Annotated in this window: 17 protein-coding genes and 1 pseudogene; 6 read left to right on the top strand and 12 right to left on the bottom strand. The window is 39.4% G+C overall.

Features of this window, described 5'->3' with window-relative positions; all coding sequences use genetic code 11:
• The first annotated feature begins 9 nt into the window (after nt 1-9).
• The 5 genes from OLM58_RS16570 to OLM58_RS16550 all read left to right on the top strand — a co-directional run bounded on the left by OLM58_RS16570 (nt 10) and on the right by OLM58_RS16550 (nt 3,493).
• Nucleotides 10-438: a hypothetical protein gene (locus OLM58_RS16570; RefSeq protein ID WP_264529757.1), complete on the top strand. Its 429-nt coding sequence runs from the start codon at nt 10-12 to the stop codon at nt 436-438.
• Between the two features lie 18 nt (nt 439-456).
• Complete coding sequence (locus OLM58_RS16565; protein WP_264529756.1) at nt 457-726, top strand: nitrogen regulatory IIA protein; 270 nt, start codon at nt 457-459, stop codon at nt 724-726.
• Nucleotides 727-730: 4 nt separating this feature from the next.
• Nucleotides 731-2,011 (top strand): conjugative transposon protein TraM, encoded by a 1,281-nt coding sequence (traM, locus tag OLM58_RS16560; RefSeq protein WP_264529755.1) that lies wholly within the window; start codon nt 731-733, stop codon nt 2,009-2,011.
• Between the two features lie 23 nt (nt 2,012-2,034).
• Nucleotides 2,035-2,928, top strand: a complete 894-nt coding sequence (gene traN / locus OLM58_RS16555; RefSeq protein WP_264529754.1) for a conjugative transposon protein TraN — start codon at nt 2,035-2,037, stop codon at nt 2,926-2,928.
• A gap of 184 nt (nt 2,929-3,112) precedes the next feature.
• Nucleotides 3,113-3,493, top strand: coding sequence for a hypothetical protein (locus OLM58_RS16550; protein ID WP_264529753.1), 381 nt, complete (start codon nt 3,113-3,115; stop codon nt 3,491-3,493).
• Between the two features lie 409 nt (nt 3,494-3,902).
• On the opposite strand, the gene OLM58_RS16545 is transcribed toward OLM58_RS16550, so the two are convergent.
• The 8 genes and pseudogenes from OLM58_RS16545 to OLM58_RS16510 all read right to left on the bottom strand — a co-directional run bounded on the left by OLM58_RS16545 (nt 3,903) and on the right by OLM58_RS16510 (nt 9,530).
• Entirely contained in the window at nt 3,903-4,703 is an 801-nt protein-coding gene (locus OLM58_RS16545; RefSeq protein WP_264529752.1) for a PRTRC system ThiF family protein, read from the bottom strand.
• Nucleotides 4,700-5,418 (bottom strand): annotated as a pseudogene (locus OLM58_RS16540) (PRTRC system protein B). Before OLM58_RS16540 ends, OLM58_RS16545 begins: the two are co-directional and overlap by 4 nt.
• Nucleotides 5,411-6,229, bottom strand: coding sequence for a hypothetical protein (locus OLM58_RS16535; RefSeq protein ID WP_319802350.1), 819 nt, complete (start codon nt 6,227-6,229; stop codon nt 5,411-5,413). Before OLM58_RS16535 ends, OLM58_RS16540 begins: the two are co-directional and overlap by 8 nt.
• Before the next feature lie 372 nt (nt 6,230-6,601).
• On the bottom strand, nt 6,602-6,820 hold the full coding sequence (locus tag OLM58_RS16530) for a PRTRC system protein C (RefSeq protein WP_264529751.1): 219 nt from the start codon (nt 6,818-6,820) through the stop codon (nt 6,602-6,604).
• Between the two features lie 15 nt (nt 6,821-6,835).
• A complete protein-coding gene (locus tag OLM58_RS16525; RefSeq protein ID WP_264529750.1) occupies nt 6,836-7,516 on the bottom strand; it encodes a PRTRC system protein E in 681 nt (226 codons plus the stop codon).
• Nucleotides 7,500-7,874 carry a hypothetical protein gene (locus OLM58_RS16520; protein WP_264529749.1) on the bottom strand — a complete coding sequence of 125 codons (375 nt, stop codon included), beginning with the start codon at nt 7,872-7,874 and terminating at the stop codon, nt 7,500-7,502. Before OLM58_RS16520 ends, OLM58_RS16525 begins: the two co-directional genes overlap by 17 nt.
• Nucleotides 7,875-7,990: 116 nt before the next feature.
• Nucleotides 7,991-9,064, bottom strand: coding sequence for a DUF932 domain-containing protein (locus OLM58_RS16515; RefSeq protein ID WP_264529748.1), 1,074 nt, complete (start codon nt 9,062-9,064; stop codon nt 7,991-7,993).
• Nucleotides 9,065-9,119: 55 nt separating this feature from the next.
• The gene (locus OLM58_RS16510) at nt 9,120-9,530 is read right to left on the bottom strand and encodes a single-stranded DNA-binding protein (protein ID WP_264529747.1); all 411 of its coding nucleotides are present in this window, start codon (nt 9,528-9,530) and stop codon (nt 9,120-9,122) included.
• A 700-nt stretch (nt 9,531-10,230) separates the two neighbouring features.
• On the opposite strand from OLM58_RS16510, the gene OLM58_RS16505 reads away from it, so the two are divergent.
• Nucleotides 10,231-11,100: a hypothetical protein gene (locus OLM58_RS16505; RefSeq protein ID WP_264529746.1), complete on the top strand. Its 870-nt coding sequence runs from the start codon at nt 10,231-10,233 to the stop codon at nt 11,098-11,100.
• Between the two features lie 225 nt (nt 11,101-11,325).
• On the opposite strand, the gene OLM58_RS16500 is transcribed toward OLM58_RS16505, so the two are convergent.
• The 4 genes from OLM58_RS16500 to OLM58_RS16485 all read right to left on the bottom strand — a co-directional run bounded on the left by OLM58_RS16500 (nt 11,326) and on the right by OLM58_RS16485 (nt 19,511).
• A complete protein-coding gene (locus OLM58_RS16500; protein WP_264529745.1) occupies nt 11,326-12,522 on the bottom strand; it encodes a hypothetical protein in 1,197 nt (398 codons plus the stop codon).
• A 29-nt stretch (nt 12,523-12,551) separates the two neighbouring features.
• On the bottom strand, nt 12,552-12,902 hold the full coding sequence (locus OLM58_RS16495; protein WP_264529744.1) for a hypothetical protein: 351 nt from the start codon (nt 12,900-12,902) through the stop codon (nt 12,552-12,554).
• 180 nt (nt 12,903-13,082) lie between these two features.
• On the bottom strand, nt 13,083-13,937 hold the full coding sequence (locus tag OLM58_RS16490) for a hypothetical protein (protein WP_264529743.1): 855 nt from the start codon (nt 13,935-13,937) through the stop codon (nt 13,083-13,085).
• 327 nt (nt 13,938-14,264) lie between these two features.
• Nucleotides 14,265-19,511, bottom strand: coding sequence for a hypothetical protein (locus OLM58_RS16485; RefSeq protein WP_264529742.1), 5,247 nt, complete (start codon nt 19,509-19,511; stop codon nt 14,265-14,267).
• Nucleotides 19,512-19,540: the final 29 nt, after the last annotated feature.

Below are 19,540 nucleotides of genomic sequence, written 5' to 3'. Positions count from 1 at the left end.
AAAAATGTTATGGAAGCATTATTAGATTTAGACACATTTGCGAGAATTCTGACTGAAAAAGGATTTAACGGCTATTTCCATACGCAGGGTGCGCATGCCGGAAAGTTAAAAGACAGCATTAAAGAATATCTTGAAAACTGCAAAAATGGAAAAGACAGTTTACCTAAAGAGGACTTGCTGCTGACAGGTTACCTGCAATGGTCAGAAAAAGACAAGCCAAGTGTACGATGCATTATGCTGGTAAAATACCTGAACGGTAAATTTTCTCTCAACGCAATGGAAATTGCAAGGAAAGACCAATTTGGGCAACTGCTGAAAAAAGCGGAACTGACAAACCTGTCTGTTATATCTGCGCCCAGCGCGTCGCAGGCAGTCGCCTTGGTCAATGATGAACAGCAACAAAAAACAGATAAATGTCCAAAGCGTTTTAAGCTTTGAGAACAAAATAGCAAGGTTATGAATAAATTAAGAGTAAATATAGACCAGTGGCTGGAAGGGCTTGACAAGAACTGGGAAGCAATGCCTATAAAAAGGCAACATCAGGTGATACTGTACTTTTTTGCAGCGTACGTGCTGCTGAGCGCAGTTGTCATTTTCAACGTATGCCGCGATACGGTATACGCGAGAAACAATATAGTTCTAGAACATATCGAAAGCCCTGCCTCGTCAGGGGAAGAAAGTCCGGCGTCCCTACAGGACTCCCTGAGGCCAATTAAAAAAAAATAGGATTATGAAAGAAAATAAAAAAAAGGTCAGCCTTCTCTCAGGAGAGACTCTCCAAAACAGTTCCTCGTTTGTGCCTGATGAAAAAAAGACAACTGTCGAGCGTATTAAAAAACCGCTGATTTTCACACTGATGGGAATTGTATGTATCGGCTGTATGTATTTGATCTTTAAGCCGTCGAAGGATAAAAAGCAGATCGAAAGCATTGGTCTGAACGACAGCGTGCCACAGGCAAGCGGATCTGTACTGCAGGCAGACAAACAGAAAGCATATGAGCAGGAAATACTCGAAGACAAAGAAGAGCAAAAAAAGAACGCTTTAACCACGCTGTCCAATTACTGGAATGAGGATAACGCTGAGCAGAAACCATCACTGCCCGATGACGCGGAAGAAACTAACAATCCGGCCCTGCACACCTACCGAGCTGCCCAAAGCACGCTGGGCTCATTCTATCAGCAGGACAACGGAGAAACCAAGGAACTGCGCCGACAGCTTGAGGACCTGAAGCAGGAGCTCGCGCAAAAGGAAATTCCCAAAGCTGCCACACTTGATGACCAGCTGGCACTTATGGAAAAATCCTATCAGATTGCCGCCAAGTACCTTCCCTCAGGCTCCGCTTCTGTCGATCCTGCAGTCAAAAACACTACAGTAGCAAAGACGGAATCAGAAGAGAAAATTTTTTCGGCACTGGTTCCTTCAAAAAAAAGCAGGGTATCCTCTCTGTATCGCCAGCCTTCAGACAGCACTTTTCTTGCAGAATGGAACACGGGCAGAGGGTTTAATTCTGCAGGTTCAATGCAAGAGAACCTGCAGCCAAAAAATAGCGTCAAGGCCTGCGTGCACCAAACACAAACTATTATTGGCGAGGCAGGTGTTTCCCTTCGTCTTGTAGAACCTGCAAGGATATCAGGACGTAGCATAGCAGCGGGCACAACGGTCACGGCAAATGCGAAGATACAGGCAGGCCGCCTGCAGTTGAAAGTCACTTCCATCGAACTGGAGGGCTCCATTATTCCGGTAGACATTACTATTTATGACCTTGACGGCCAGCAGGGAGTACCTGTTCCCTATTCTGCCGAGAGAAGTGCCCTAACTGAAATGGCGGGCAACATGAGCCAACAGTCCGGCACGAGCCTTATGATGACACAGTCTGCAGGACAGCAGGTGGCCGCTGACCTGAGCCGCGGGGTGGTTCAGGGCATCTCGGGCTATTTCGCCAAAAAAGTGAGGACTACTAAGGTGACCCTAAAAGCAGGACATCAGATGTATCTGGTTTCCAAAAAATAACAGCAATCTAAAATAAATTAATTATGAAAAATCAATTTAAACTATTTTGGGCAATAGCCCTTTTAATAACATATTCATTAGCCGCATCTGCGCAGGAAAACGAAACCACTAGCCTTGATTTAGGAACGATACCGCCGTACCATATGCAGGTTACTTATGACAAAACTTCCCATCTTATTTTCCCGTCCGCTATCCGATACGTGGATCTTGGAAGTGAATACCTGATTGCATCAAAGGCCGAGGATGCTGAAAACGTCCTTCGCGTCAAGGCATCGGTAAAGACTTTTGAAGAGGAAACCAACTTTTCGGTGATTACCGATGACGGCCGTTTTTACAATTTTAACGTGCAGTACAGCTCTAGCCCGCCTACCCTCAGTTATGATCTTATGGCGATGCAGAAGAACTTCGACAAAGTCAGTGCAAGCGATGTTCTTTTTGAGGAGCTTGGAAAAACACCGCCCTCGCTGGCAGGACTGATTCTGGAAACTATTTACAAAAGCAACAAGCGAATCGTAAAGCACATTGCATCGGAGAGTTTCGGTATTCAGTTCAGCCTAAAGGGCATCTATATCCACAACGGCCTATACTATTTCCATACGCAGCTTGAAAACCAAACCAATGTACCTTTCAGCATTGACTTTATGAGTTTCAAGGTGATAGATAAAAAAACAGCCAGACGAACTGCCTCGCAGCAAAGGCCGATTGTGCCGCTGCGCATTTATAAAACCCTTGATGAGATTCCCGGAAAAGCCACAGACCAGAATGTGTTTCTCTTTGACCAATTTACAATAGCGGATGACAAACTGCTGCTAATTGATATTTTTGAGAAAAACGGAGGGAGACAGCAGACACTCAAGATTAAAAATTCAGATCTGGTAAAAGCCAAGGTGATAAACAGTATGCACCTTAAATTTTAATAACTATTAAAAAATTAGAAATTAAAAAGTATTACAGCCCGAAGCATTGCTTTGGGCTGTTTTGTTTCCTGAGCTTAAGCCTTTCCTGCAAATACATTGCATAACTCAATTAACGTTAGTATCTTAGCATTGAACTGCAAGAGCCAAAACCTATTTTGGCAATAAGGATTTAACTTGTATTGTTATGCATAATGTTATTGACCGCACCAACAGGTTTTATATCGAAATGTCCAAGCAGGTACTTTCTGAAAAGGAATATGATTTACTTCAGAAACTACTCATTGAAAAGATGCCCCTGATCCAGGCGGCAGAACAATACGGGGTTACATCCGAATATGTGGAGGAGCTTTACGAGAAAACCTGCAATAAAGTAAAAGCAGCAACCGAACTGATGTGTGAAATCGATCATTACAAGAAAAAACTTCAGGCATTAAAGCGCGAATTAAATCCAAATCCCAGCCCGCTCAAATCAGAAAAGAAAAAAAGAAAAAAGACCGGCAGAAACTACTCCTTGACTGCCCTTTCCCTTTCAGCAAAAGGCTACAAACCATACTGGAAAATTTAGAGATCAAAACTATTGGGGAGCTCGCCGATATGCCGTTAAAGGATTTTATGTGTATCACGGGATTTAAAGTAAAGTGCAAAGAAGAACTCATTGCCTTTATCGAGTTTCAAGACATAGCGTATCTTTTCAAAGGCTTTTCCCGCTGGAAAAAAGAGCCTATTGTACAACTAAAATAAAAGCCATAAAAAAAAGGCGGTCTTCTTTTGCTTCTTTTCTTTGGCCGCCCTCGGAAAGAAAAGAAGCCCCCAAAAAACAGCAAAAGGGATGATAAGCATCCCTTAAAAAAAACCGCAGCGGTTTTGGTAAAATAGCGGGCACTGCATTTTGGCAAAGTCGCTCCACGGTTTTAAACGCAAAAAGACGCTCCGCCCGAAAGGAAGAAGTGTCTTTTTGCCGCCCGATTTCGGGCTTATACTGGAATGGGCTGTGATCGGAAATCTTTCAAATTCAGAAAAAATCCCCTGTTTGCGGTCATGCCCTCACGAAACAGGTTCCATAAAAGCGAGCATCCCATCTGCGCCAAAGCTGAATTAATATACAAATCCTGTTTTTCGAGCGCCTCGGCAAGCGAACAGCTCGGGGTGTCGTCCTGCTGTTCAGACTGATTGAGCAGCTCCCCAAATTCCTCGGTTACAAACGGCAGGCTTGCCACCGTTTCAAATTTTTCGGATTTGGGCTGTGTAATGTCCCCAACGGTGGAGAGTATAACCTGCCCTGTATGCTGGCTGTTGCCAAAATCCATCCAGTATTTCGGGTCGTCCCTGTGATGCCTTTGGTTGCTGTTTTTTAAAATATCGGCAATGTCAAAACGGGAGCGTACGCTGTCTGTACACGTAATATAAATAGTTGCCTTGGCATTACTGGGCAGTTTTCCAAAGCTGTCCCTTTCAAATTTTACGTTTTCCGCTTTCCAGTGCGTGCCCGTAAAACGATTCGCTCTGTTGATAAGTGCCACGGACTTGTACAGTCCGAGCTCAGAGGGCGCAAAACGCTGCCTGCCGAGATTGGCATTTGTGATAATATCATCATCCCAAAGGCGCACCGAGAGCCCTGCATGCCCGAGCGATACAAGGCTGTTGTTCATTTCCATAAGCGCAATGAGCACCTTTGAGCCTGTACCCCCTGCCCCTATAAGGTTAACCGTTATGGGATTGGTCGGGCTTATCAGATAAGGATCTGTAAAATGCATTTTGGTTTTGCCTGTTTTCATGACAATAGATCTTTAAGTGTTTTATTATTCTTTTTTAATACTGCTCTGGGAAAGATTCTGCCTGTCGAGATTAAGTCTTTCCACAGGCTAACGCAGTTGCCCTTTACAGGACTGTTCTCTCCCATCAGGTGGCTGAAATAGCTGTTAAAAAAATAATCCTCCCACGCCCTTGTAAATTCCTCCATCGATGCAGAGTTTTTAATATCGATACTCACTGAACCCATACATACCCTGCCATCCTCATAGATATTGAAAAATGGCGTACAGTACAATGGTGTTTTCTCTGTGGGTCTCCTGCCTGTGGAAAGCGCAAATACCCGCAGACTGTTTTTGTCCGCCTGCCAGACCATAGGAGGCACAAACCCCTGACCGCTCGGAATCCCTAACCCCTCTATAAAATAAAGCAGTCTTTTTTGGGATTTGGTGTACCATATCACAGCCCCTTTGTCCCTGCTCGGATTGATGTGCAGGATAGTGGTCGGCAGAATCCCGACGGGTTTTAAAAAGGCGGTCTGCTTCTGTTTTTCAGTTGTAAGGGCTTTTGCGAGCGCCCCTGCCTCACGCTCTGTGAGGGGATGGGCGTGCCGTTTTTATCCATATCAAAATGCTCTACATAAACTTCTTTATCCAAACCATTGCTTTGATAGAAAACAAGGGCGGATTTCGGGTGATAGAGCATCCCAAAATTTTCGGTTATATCAAGTGTATTATTCATTTTCGTGTTGTTTATAGTTATGTAATAAATCGCACAGTTCATCCAAAAGGGCAAACAGTCGGCTTTCAAAATCAAGGCTGTTTTCTGATAGCTTATTTCCGTCAAAGCATTTTAAAATGGTTGGCTCGTCCATTGCTCCATACTCGTTAAATTCATTGTTGATGCTCTCTTCAATGCTTTCATACAGCCATCCTTTGGTATCAGAGATAAAAGAAATGTACTTTTCCATCCCAATGCTTTCATTTTCCGTTTCTTCGTCTTGCTCCTCTTCATGTGTTGGTGCATTTCGAAAAATGCTCTCGTTGGGATAGTCGGTAAATAATGCAAAAGCTTTTTTCGCTATATCCAAACACTGCTTATCAAAGGCATCAAGGCTTTTAAAACCTTTTAAAAGCCCTTCGAACACTTCTAAATTTATGCGGTTGAAAATCTTTTGTCCCATACAGTCCCCGATACCTTCTGCCTTGTCAAACTCCCGCACGTAACACTCATTTTCATCCCTGTCCTCGTCCTGCTCTGTCCATTCCCTGAGCATCTCATAGAGCCAATACAGATAACTGCCCTGCTCTCTGAAATACGGTACATCGGCACTATGATACAGATACGAGCAGACCGATAAAAGCAGTTGCGCATTATTTTTGTATTTGGGGTCTTTGAGCATCTGATAAATCGGATGGGTGGGATATAATACAGCGTTGTGCCTATATTGAATTTTTCCTCGCTGAGCAGATACGTTCTGTGGCTGTCCTGCAATAACCGCAGTTCGGAAAAGTTCCTCACACTTTTTTTGAGCTTCTCTTCCAAATCCCATACAGCCAATGCCATATTATAGGGATATTCAAAATGAGAGGTCGGCATCGGCACAATATGGTAATGCTCAGCTAGACTGTCAAGAGAGCTATAAAAATCGCTTTCCATTTTGGAAATATCCTGACAAGCCTGCAGCGTTTTACTCTCTTGCAGTCTGGGCAGAAAAGAAACCTTTAGAAAACCATCGGTAGCATTCCCGCAGGCACTGACCTTGGTTTGTCTTTCTGCACCTCGCCTGTGTCCTTGGGCCTCTGCATCCAATGCATAAACCCTGCGAGCTGTGCGTGAAGCTGTTTTTGTCTTTTTTGCTCGGGCAGTTGAACTGTCCCCGAAATAATTGTCTTTTGCATAATCCATGGCTTTAAATTTTTGGTTAGCCTTTTGTTCCCATTACCGTTTCAAATCGGTACTCCACCGCATCGTCCCTGATGGCAGGGGTTGATATTTTGGCGGTGGTAAGTATCGGATAGGTAGGGGCATAAAAATTCAGTACCGCCTCGGTACTCCATCTTGGTTCGGGGTCGGAAAGCCTGATTTCCTGCCCCTTGTCTTTGAGTATAAAAACCCGCTGTAATTGTGTCGCTAATAACATGATTTGTATTTTAGTTTAGTATCGTTCCTCTTGGTTCTCGTCTTCCCAGTTTTCCATGTCCTCTGCGTCAATTTCTTCCTCGTCCGTTTCATGCCCCTGCGCAACACTACTATCATTAGCATACTCGGGAAAAAGCGCCTCTCGGGATGGATCAGTCTTTGCAGGTTCTGTTGTACTGCCGAACAGATCGGGCGCAAATTTTGCCGACAGTTCGGATTTGCGTCTTCGTATTTCCTCCGCCTTAAAGGGAAACTCTTGGATTTCGGGCACTTTTATCCATGCCTCACGGAATTTCCCTTCTTTTTCCAGTTCGTCCGCCTTTACCATAGCTTCGCTGAATTTTTTGTCCTTGGCTTCCTGCTCTTTTTTCTTGCTGTCGTCTTTCTCTTTTTCCATTGCCGACTGCTTTTTGGTATCTTCAAGCTGTTTCATATAGCCTTCCATGTCAACCATAAGACCCGAAGCCGACTCAATGGGCGCTGTGATATTCTCAAAAAAACCGCTGTCAAGTTCCTCGGCTGTTCCCCGTAGGTTCAAAGGCGGTATGCTGTGTTTGGCGCTGTCCCCGCACCCCTCGTTTTGAAGCATAACCAGTACGATAAGCCTGTCCTCTGCCCCTTTGGCAATTGTAATGTGCAAATCGCCTATGATCTGCAACTGCGCTATCTGATTGAAAAAATTAGTTGTCGTTTCCATAATTTAATTTTAATTTTTTAATGATTGACTCTATGACGCTCTGCTCATTATGCCCTAATCTGTAGAGGCGTTCGATGTAGCTTTTCATATTTTCCTGATATTCCTTTTCTCCCTCTTCCCCTTTTAAGATAAGCAGATGGGTGTTCCATTCCCCTACTGCTTCCCTGATGATGGCTGTAAGCTTTTGGGCGTACTTTTTTTCGGCTGTCTGGCTTTTTTTTGAAAGCCCCACTTCTATATACTTGTCCAAAATATGCCAATACATACGGGCTTCCTTGCCTGTAATGCGGTGTTTGCTGACAAATTGATTATAGAGATACAGTATAAACTCAAAATTGTTGCTGTGCTTCCCTGCCATAATTCCTGCGTTTTATGTTATTGAATTGTGCAGAATGTTCAACCCTGCTATCGCATCACTAAAACCTGATTTTAAAGGCTGTCACGGTTTGCAACAGCCTTTGGTTTATCTTCCCCTTAATTAAGGTTAAGGATTTGCGCTCCATCTGCCTGAAAAGCCGTGCACAGTTCAAATGCCTTTTGGGCTTTTCCCTGGGCTGTGCCTCCCATCACAATGGACTGCAATTTGGCTTCGCTGTCTTTGTATTTTCGCACATTCTGATAGTAGCCCGTCACGCCATTGTATGCCCCGAAAAGCGTGCCTTTGGTCGTGTCCATCTGCTGAGATTCACTTGCCATGGCGTAGGTAAAAGCATCCTCAACGGTATTTTTAAACACGGTGGACATTTCATCGTCTGCCCCTTTTTTTAGTAAAGTGAGTGTTTCCGCATTGGGACATAGTGCCAGTTGAATGAGTTTTTTAACTTCTCGGTCTGTTACTTTTACTTTAGCCCACTCATTAAAAATACCTTCAAGCTGAGTGCTCAGCCTGTCTGCCAGTCCCATCACTTTATGGGCATCGTCAAGGCGCTGTTTTGCCCCTGAGGTATGGCGGATGCGCACCACGTTACTCATATTTCTAAGCGAAGCGTTAAGGGTATTTTGGCATACGATGCGGATGGGCGTAAAAGCCGCTGTGATACTTCCGCTTCCGTCGTGCGAGGTGGTCAGGAAAATGTATTTTTCGGTCACATCATCGCCTTTCCCTACACGGATATAATCGGGCAGTTTTGCCGTTATAAAAATGCGTTCCCCCTGCCCAAGCGCCCCTGACGTTTCATACAAGATGCCGTCACCGCCCCCGACAATCGCATCAAAGAAACTGAACGCCTCACGGTTCTGCACAATTTGGTAGTCTTTCCCAACCACGCCCAAAACGGCATTGCTGTCGGTGCGGATAGTGGCAAAGCAGTCAGGTACTGCCAGTTCAGTACTGCCCATTTCAATACCGTTTGAAGTCTCAATAATGCCCGATGCTTTTGTGTATAAAGGGCTTTTAGCCACCTCATAATCAAGCCCCGCATGTCTGATGGCTTCTGCGCTTGTCGGGTACTGCTCCACGATCTGCCCGAGCCCGTGCCATGCTTTTTCCTTTACGCTGAAAAAAGAATAATTTCCTGTTTGACTGTTGTAATTAATATTATGTGCCATGATATTTGATTTTAAAAGTTTGTAATTAAATTGTTTAAAATGCTTTACTGCCTGATCAAAACGGGATGTCGTCCTCAGGCTCTTTTAAGGTGGCTTTTTTGTTTTCTCCCTGCTCTGCATTCTGCCCAGTTTGCACTGCGCGGGTATCATTCGATTTCTGACCGCCCCCGTGCAGTTTGATATTGGACGTATTGAAATTCAGCCCCGCACGAGGTTCCCCGTCATTGCCCTTCCAAGCCCTTGCGCTTACCATGCCTGTGAGCTCCACCACCGTGCCCTTGGTCAGCCACTCGGCAACCCTTGGGCTTATCCAGTAGGCGCACTCGAAAAAGGTGGTCTGCTCTACCCTGTCGCCTTTTTTGTTTTTGTAGCTCTCGTTGATGGCTACTGAAAAATTTACTACCTGTCTGCTGTCTGACAAGGTGCTTACTTTCGCATCTTTTGTCACTCTTCCTGTAATGTTCATGATTTCTAGTTTTTAAATTTTTACTTTCTTTTTTTCCGCCCCGCATTTTTACTTTTTACTTTTTTTTACTTTTCTTTTTTTTCTTTTTTTTGAAATTTTATTCGGCAATGAGAGCAGGCGCTGTTTTGTTTCATCATTGCTTGTTTCATCATTGCTTTTTTCAATATTTCAATTTTCATTTCTGACATTTTTTTTTATTCGTCTAAAGAGCCGCAGTATGCTATGTTTTGTTTCATGAGCATAAAAAGGTGAGTGTCCGGCAAAAGCAAGGCTCTGGCAAAAAATACAACCCGCATGGGTGGAGATTTTTTGCCAAGACCTGAAAGGCTACGGCCTTGCTTTGGCTTCAGGACACGGACTACCTTTGCTCCTGAAATAAGACAAAAGCATACCAGATCTTTGATAAAAAGTAAAAGGGAAGCAATTGGGGTATTTTTGGATGAAGAACATCAAGGAAAAAAGCAGCTGGCTATGGGGTGAATTCCAAAAGACCGCCACTCTATCTGCTGAGTATTGCAGAAGCCAGCGGTCAAAATTGCGTAGTAAAGCGTGTTTCGTTACAGCTAAAAAGATTTAGTATATTATTCTTATATTCGCTTAAAAATCTTACTAATGGCACAAAGCCAACTACAAAAAGTAGTATTGGTTCCATTTTACGGCTGCTATAAATTAGTTATGCACAAAACCAAAAAAAACCGATATGATTTCACAAGTTAACATCGATAAAATTTTTCAAACGAAACTTAAATTTAAAATAATATTAGATGAAGGTTTTAGAATAATTAATGAAAACCAAAACGTTTTTAATATTTATCATAGTCTTTTCAAAAGATATATTTATGGATTTGAATCGATCAATATTCTGTTGCAAGATTTTGATGCTGAAAAAAGACACAGAGAATTAGCCCTTTCGATAGTCTTACGTGCAAGTCTTTTAGATTATTTAACTACATTATATTTAAGCACGTATCAAGCAGAAAAAAAAGCTAATCCTAAACTCAGTAAGGAATATAATGAAATAGTAGATAAACTTGTCTCCGAGCAAATCAGAAGAATTATTTCTATTGCGGAAAATGATAAGAAAACAAGATTTTATAATCATAGTGATCATATCAAAGCAGTCGATTTTCTCAAAGATAAGTTCTCACATTTATTTGACCAAGAAATACCGATTGATTATAATAAACCTTCAAAATCATTAATTTATAAGGCACAGGACGACATAAAAACTGCAACTATGCGAAAGCGTCTAGATGAATTATCGAATCAACTAGTAAATATTCATTATGAAGATGTCTTTTATCTATATGATTTGTATTCAAAATATGACCATTTCGGAACAGCATCCATCTTTTTCGAATATATGGACATAGACTTAGTTTGCAGTAATATTCTTGCTTCTATATTTCATATTAGCGAAGGAATAGGATTTTGTATTGACTTAATGATAGAAGAAGTTGATTGCAAATCAGACTTTGAAAAAATTAACTATGAAATTAGTTTATTAAGAGGGACAATTCAATCAAAAACATTTTGGCTCAGTGAAGATTACAAAAATAGTAACAAATAAGTTCAGCGCATAACAGCTGTTACACGAGATTGAGTATTTGGATTAATTTAAAGATATTTATGTACTTGAAAAACTTGTGTTTAACCGAAAAATCTCACATCTTTAATCCCAAACCACATATAACTCTAAGACGTTACCAGCAAGTTTAAAGAAACCAGTAAAATTAAAAATAATATCTTAAATGTAATGAACGATCTAATAAGCCGACTATTGGAATCTTCCTGTTTAAACTTTTATCTTGGGCTTTAGGGTTTTGTCAATAAACTGGCTGGGTTTCCACTCCCTGTTCAATATTTTGTCCAGCAAAAAATTGTCAGTTGCTCCAATAGCTGTACCTCCTGCCGCAGCCGCCACTGCAAACGCTCCTGTTCCGAGCAGGCCAAGTCCCAAACTTGCTGCCTGAAAAAGCACAAAACGCACAATTCTTGTAGGCATCTTTGCAGAAAATTCTTTTTTCATTACTGCATTGTGATATTCCCCAAGTAAGTTATTGTCCTCTGGGATATGCTCAAGCCATTCCCTGAATTGGTCTGATTTCTCAAGGATCCGCAAAAGATCCCTACCGCTTAAAATTCCCTTTACAAAAGCAGTGCCAAGCGAGGTGCAGTCCTGAAGCACGTAAGTGCTGAAAAGATTCAGTTCATTCTCTGATTTGGTTCTTTGCGCGATGATGCTCTCCAGTTCTACTGCTATAAATTTCGAATACAACTCAGAGGTCACAATTTCGCTGTCAAGCTCTGAGGTTATATGGATATCCCCCTTAGATTCGGCGATCGACAGCAGAAATCCGCTGTAGTCAATCTGATAACCTGCATCCGGATTGTGCTGTTTATGGACTCTATTGAGCTCGGTCATGTCTATGTTTGAATTAAGGGTATAAGCATCATAGCCCGCAAACTGTCCGTCTTTAATAATTTCAATTTCGACTTTTTCAGGTAGCACAAATTCGGGCACTATCGAATTTAGATAAACAGGAAGCGCCCTTTGCAGATAATCTTTATTGTTAAAATCGGCAATAATATTCTCCCTGACGGTGCCGGGATAAGAATAAGAGGCAATTTTCCTGCTGAATTCCGAAGCGAACTTCTGGTTCTTTGCGCTGTTGTTATGGAGCTCCCTGTGGGCTTGATACAGGATCGTTTCTATGTTTTCGTCCTGCGATGAAAAAGTATCCACGCTGTATTTTCCACCAGGAAAAATCATCGACCCTAAAATGTTTTCCCTGAATTTCACTTCAATCCTTCCAATGGCTATCAGTTCGTTTAACAGATCCTCACCAAAAAATTTCAAAAGGATTATCATTTCCTGACGGTGGACAAGCAAAACTACTTTGCCATAAAAAAGCATTGAATCAATAAGGAAAGTCACGTCAAGCCTATACCCCTCGGCTTGCTTATCTTTTATACAGATTTTTTTGAACATAATTTTTCGATGGTTATTTTCTTTACCCCTTAGAGCATATTTTCCTTTAGATGCATAATTAAGTACCTGTGGACGCTGACTGTCCCCCGCTGCCCGGCATCATTATAACCGCCCATCCAGCCTCCGTCAAATCTGCGGCTAACCTCAAAACGTTCGTACCACTGCGGATTTAAGTTGATGATTTTGTTAATTTCATTTGCAAAATCATTTTCCAGCCGCTGCAGCAGGTGATTGGTTTCGGACTCTGTTTCGTAGCCCTTGGGCATGTAGTTGATACAGAATGCCAAAATCCGTCCTTTTTCAGCTTTATCCAGCAGTTCTTTGTCAAAATACTTCAGAAGGAATTTATATCCTTCAATTTTAAGTGTTTTTTCTAACATATCAGTTATTTAATATGATACAATTGTCTTTAATCTCTTTATCAGAAATAATCAAAAAAGCACATGGCAAAAATATAAAAGCTGTCTCTTAGTTGTATTCTTCGGACTGTTTTAGGCCGTACATAGCCCTAATAAATAGCACGAGACATTGAAATTGAAAGAGTCATTTTACTGATCTTTTCAATTAGACTCCTCTAATATTCCCTTTAGGCTTTTTCTAATTTCTTGGCCGGTATACGTCGCAAAATTCAAGTTTGTACTTATCTTATGCAGTTTTTTTAAATTCAGATTTGCCAGTAAAAGGATATTTAATTTCATTTTAAGCAGTTCTTTTTTATTGTCAATCAGATAAGGCAGTCGTATAAATAAAACTTCATAATTCATATAAAGGGCCAAAAGATATAAAAAGGGCAGTAAAAGAAATGTATAGACAACCGGAAGAAATAAACTTTTTAAATTTTCAGCGGTGATCAAGCTTTTATAATCTATTAATGTTTTATAACATACATAAATAAAAATAAGAATTCCAAGTCCGGCAAACAGACCTTTTAAACAGCTGGCCGTCTTCAAATGGTCAGGATTGGTTCTTGAAGAATTTTCTGCTACAATCTGCATTACACCTATAAAAGTCATAACTGGAATTATAACCATTTCGATCCCAAAACTGAAAGTGTAAAAATTAGTGATAAACTCCAGAGGTATAATTGCTTTTAAGTTATCAATTATTATTGGTATGAAATGAGAACGTTCCTTTGCTTTATTCATATTAAAAAACAAAATGGTGGCTGAAGTTAAAGACCATAATATTGTATCTTTAAGCAAACCCATATTCCATACACCAGCTATATAGAAAGCAAAGGTTATTGCTCCTATATAGCAAAACATTCCCCATAAAGGAATTTGTATCTTACGATCAAAAAACTTACTTAAAAGATCAAAAACACCTTTAAATTTTACGACTAAAAGAGCAATAATAATAAATATGGAAGTCCATATTATTATCGCAGTTTCTCTGGTTGAGAATATTTCAAACATAATTTTTTGACTAAATAATATTTTGATAATCCAACAAATAGCAAACCCAACATAATAGAAATCGGCCTTTATATTTTATTTAGCTTACTTACTGCTCCAAAAGTAAACTTAAGTATTAAATTTATAATAAGTATTTATACCCTTTCAGCGCAGCTTATATTAAAATTTTTGTTACAAATTTTTTTCGATAACCACTAATTATCCCCCAGCATGATATAAAAATATTCATGCTATTAAACATAATAAAAAATAAAGCGATGCAAAATAATTTTCAAATACTGAACATTTTATGTAATGGTTTTACACAGCCGTCCACAAGTAATTTGTTTAAATCAGTAAGTTGCCCTGCAGCTCAAGTCCAATAGCATTCTGCCTTGCAACAAGGAAGGTTACTATTTCTTTAAAATTCTTCAAGATAGCAGCATCCCTGTTAATCATCTCTTTGTGTTCCTCCCAGAGAAAACTTGCTGTTGTGGCTAATGAATCTTCGTATTTAAAATCTACTCGTACATAACCTTTAGGAGGTTCCATTTTATCAACTTCGCTTCTTAAACTCAGGTAGCGGTTTATTATTTCAAGTCCGTCTTTTACAACTGTAAGACCTGCATTTGTTTTTAGAATGCGTATTATTTTAGAAATAGCATCCTGATCACCGACATGCTTTTGCGCCCATTTAATATTTTCCGGAGCAATTCTAGCAAAGAAATCTAAATAATCTTCATTTTTCCAATAAATAAGAATAGTACCGGTCAACCCCATTAAGGCTTCCCATATTTCCTTTCTGTCATGTCTTCCTTTTAAAATCCACGTATCGCAGCAATTAGCATGCGCAATCATCTTAAGCCATTCTTCAAAAAAGGTGTTATGCTTTTCTTTTTTTGGAAGGTTAAGAGTAAAGAATCGCATGCAGAAATAATCGATATGTCCAGAGGCAGAATATCCAAAATCAAAAATAGGCTTCCAATAAATTTCAGACTTTAATTTGTCTTCAACTTTAATTTCCGTCATAAATTCAGTTATACGGTCTATAGCCCAAAAATGAAAACTGGTGGGAGAATCCCTGCGTAGTTTTGAATCCGAACTGACTTCTCCCAATTCGAAAATAATTTGATTTACGATCTGTTTCCAAAAAAACAGCACATAAATACGCTCTTTGTTATCATCTATTGTGCTAAGCCTTGGAATGGAGCCAAAGACATGCTTAATCATTTCAAGATCAATTCCGGGCTCATTTTCAGTTCTGCTATCTGTATTATACCCTTGGTTTTTCCTATTCCTTTTTGGCAAAGCGGGCCTTAGTTTTGACCAGTCGATTAATGTTCTGCTTGTTTTGCTAGCAATAAATTCATTTAAAATCTCTTCCGCATATCTATTTAAGTTAAAACCTTTAAGTTCTTTTGCCATTGTAGCTATAGAATAATTTTTCCTATTGTCTTTATCTAATGCAAAGCTCCATAAAATTGCAAAATTTTGAATTTGAATAAATTCCTCATCATTCCATTTTAAGTGTTTGGATATCAAAGAGAATAAAAGCTCTGAAGTAGCATAGGACGATTTAAGTATTAAAACCCCCAGTAGTCTTCTGAAAATTTTGCTAGTCGGCTCATTTGTCCAAAGCAACGCTAAAATCCTTGCAGCAAATGCCTGCCATGAAAAGTCTAAATCAGCCTGGATGCGATCATGCCTGTCTGCAGCAAATGTGTTTATGACATCGCTAATATAAGTCACAATCCATTTTAATTGTTCCGGATGAGTGATTAACCAGTTTTTATTTGAAGCTAAAATTGCGCACCCTGCCAATACGTTTTGGTGCTTGCCATGCATTTGAGAATGCGGATCTTCATCATCTAATTTTGAATAACCCTGGACTTTTAACCATACCTCATCACATTGTTCTGGCAGATGCTTTATTTGTTGCTGAAGCTGCTGGTAACACTGAAAAGGAAATGTGAATAAGTCGCTATTTTCAGCTATACCTTCCCTTGCCTCCTTATATTTAATGGTTAATTCTTCAGGTTCTTTGTATTGAAGATAATGGATTCCCTTATGCTCTAATTCAACATAATTACTATAATTATAATATTTTATCAGGTTGTTTAAATAGATATTGGTTGATCCCTCTGACTCAATTTGCTCCAGCAGTGCTGTCCATGATTCCACTATTGGAACATAGTAATCTTGCAGATCTTTATTGTGTAAAAACAAAGAATGTGAAACCTGTAGAATAGATTCTTTTCGATGCGGCATTTCATGCCATTGCTTGGCCAAATTCCACGTCTTCTCTCCCAGAGAAAATGCTCCGGTCATTTGATGTCCTTCAACACCATGTCCTCCGTAGTGAAGTGACTTTTCAAATTCATAAAAACTATAATCTTTCAATAGAGGTTTTAATTCTTCCAGAAATAAGTCTGGATGATATTTTCCAATCGAAATTAAAATTCCCAGATACGCCAGAGAATTACCATTTTGCAAAAGTAGCTCAATGTAATTCCTGATTGGCTTTTGTGCATCGATCAGATCAACAAGAAATTTTTCCAAAGCCATTAATGCAGAAACAATACTGTGCGGGACACCTGTTGAATCTCTAAACCAAAAATATACTCTGGAGTCCCCTATGTATTCGCGGTCTGTAGAATTAAGATTTATAATGATTTTTGGAATTTCTTTATGTTCATAGGTAAATTTGTTTGTCCATTGCTGTGTTGCAAAATTAACAAGGGTCACTATAAAATCTATCCCATATTTTGGTTGGCTTCTTAAAAAATATAAAAAAGGGCCTCTAGTGTAAAACGGAGGAAACCATCCATGCGGTACGTTGATATCCAAATCATAACTATGGTCATAGCCAAAAGAAATTTCTTCAGGAGCTTCGATAAACAATGCAAGCAAGATCTGTTTGGCCGCTACAGGATATAAATCTATGATGGGGTTCAGCGCATTTTCTTCAATACAAATTTTTTCAAAAGCGCTATCTGGCCTTTCATAGGGGCCATCAGGCCATTGAACCTTATCTCTTATTTTAAATCCACTAAAAATAGAAGGCGGTCCATCATTTCTTTCAGAGTCCTGCTGTTTTTCCTGTCTGTCAACTTTAATGCGTTTACATAATTTTAATGATAGGTCAATAACCTCTTCAGGGAATTCATTAACCGCCAAAAGCATTGCCTTATACATCAGCTCATCAGCATCACCTCTCACATAACCCCCATTGAATTTAAAGTCAAACATGCTTTTAGCATTTTCGACAGCTATTTCAGAGCATTCCTGTCTGTATGGAAACTTTTTGGGTGTATAATCAAGCCAGATTTTACTAATTTCGGCAGCTTGCCTTCCCGCAAGTATTAAAACTTCAGATTTGTAGTAATATATAAATTTTAAAACTTCGCCCCAATAAAAGTGGTTTGGTGTCCTGTTGTAGGTAGACGCTTGGGCTGTGGTATAACCTCCCATCTCTTTTGCCATTTTTAATACATTCTGATTTGGCACTGTAGCTTTTATTAAAAAAAGTTCCAAAAATCTTTTTAGAAGTTCACCATTACTAATTTGGAAAAAGTTCCAAAGAGCCAATAGATGGGTATATGTTGACGCAGAAAAAATAATCGATTCAAGAAGTAAATCCTGAATTATCTTTTCTTTTGCATCAACATTGCCCAATGTTTTAAATAACTTAATCCATTCTGAGGCATCACTTTGTTTATCCAGCAGGTAAATACCATATAATCGAATCGCCTTGCACCACAAGGCTGATAAAAGTTCCTTTGTCTTCAGATAGCCATTTACATTATTATTATTTGCCCTTATAAGTTTATACCTTGCCCAATCCCCAAATAAATCGTGCGTCAAATAAAGCTTATCTTCATTCTCAACAAAAATTTTACTTTCTTTCAGAATATCAATGGGTGCCGAATCTGCTATAGCAAAATCTGAAGAAGCTATTCCGACAGAAAGATTTTCAGCCTGCTTTTCAGAAAATTCTTTAACAAATCTTGAGCTTGCTGCACCTTTCGATTCTATTTCTTCCTTCCATATCCAGTCAATAATTGTGGATTCGCCAATAAAATCAGATTCTGATATGGTAGCATTTTGAGTTAAATTATAGGCTAATAGATCAAGGTATTTTAAGTTGTTCAGAATCGGCCGTAAATGCACGTGCTTAAAGAGTTCCGCTAATTTTGGAAAATGGGTAATTAATGCCGATACATTAGTAAATGCATCTTTATCCACCTTATAGGTAACGGAATTTATGGTTATATTTATTCTGTAAAGCCTTTCCAGCACATCGTTGAAATCATCAGTCTGACATGTGAATATAATTTTCCAGCACGATGATGGATTGCCCGCAATGGAAAGTATAGGATAAAGTAAATTCAATTCAGTTTCTTTAAAAAACCTGTCTATACCGTCAATAAATAAATATCCGGTTTGCTGCACTTTAGTTAACAAATCTGACAAATCATTTTGAAGTCCATAAAAATTATTCAAGCCTCCCTGCTGCAGCGACTGGGAATCTATCCAAACATATTTGTCATGTATCGAAAGTTTCTGCTGAATATATTTTTTTGCCAAAACAGATTTACCGTAACCGGATTTACCTAAAATAAAGACTGCTTGGTTGTCTTTCAATAAATTTTCAACTTCGTCCAATTCCACAGAATTAGATAATATTACTTTATTTCCGATCTTATCTTGGATCGAGTCAATTCTGGATTTACTTTTGGCAATTATTTTATTCCAATCAGCAATGTGGTTTGTATAGCCTTTTAATTGAAAATGGTTTTTAAGTTTATCAATTAATATTTGATAGTCTAAATATCCTGATGTTGGCGCCAGCTCTGCACGGAAAGAACATAAATTTTTATATAATTGCTGCTCACGGTTACCATCAGGAGCAGTTAAGCAATCTGTGCATATAGAAATGATCTGTTTTTCATCATTAGATACTGCATTCTCAAAATCAAATTCAAGCAACAAAAGCCTACTGATGACCTTTACAGTTTCCTCATCATTGATTGAAAAGTCTTTCTTAAGATCTTCTGGACAATAAAATCCTTTGTATATTTTTTTAAGCGATTGGGAAAATGCTTGGTCTGCGTGGTTTATTCTCCGATGCAGTGTTGCAGCATCTTGGCTTTGTGAAAATCTGATTAGAGTGTTTAAATCCTTTGAAATAGCTGGTGGCAACTTTGAATTTGCAATGCAAAGATAATCCGAATCTTTATTAAAAACAGCCGAATCAACATTCAAATATTGATTCCAAATATCCCTCAATAATTCATTATTCGGCCCTTTTGTATTTATTTGGATATTACTTTTACTAGAGATAGCTACACGATGAATCACTCCATTAGCATCTTGAGTAATCAGTAATAAATCGTCGAATAACCATCCTTCCGGTCTTATTTGGTATCCAATCTTCTTAATCTTCCCTATATCATGGCCAAAAGGACATTTGTCGGCCAAAAAATGCGAAATAAACCACGCGGATGTCTTATCTTCAAAGACAAAACCTCCACCTCCTGTTTGTTTTGAAGTGGCAACTTTTCTTATTGCACTAACCTTTTTGCCTTTTACCATACTTTTTATAGTTTAGTTTTTTATGCTTA

The sequence above is a fragment of the Flavobacterium sp. N502540 genome, assembly GCF_025947365.1.
Classification (GTDB): domain Bacteria; phylum Bacteroidota; class Bacteroidia; order Flavobacteriales; family Flavobacteriaceae; genus Flavobacterium.
The sequence above is the reverse complement of the archived record's forward strand: the minus strand, read 5'-3'. Positions and strand labels throughout refer to the sequence as shown.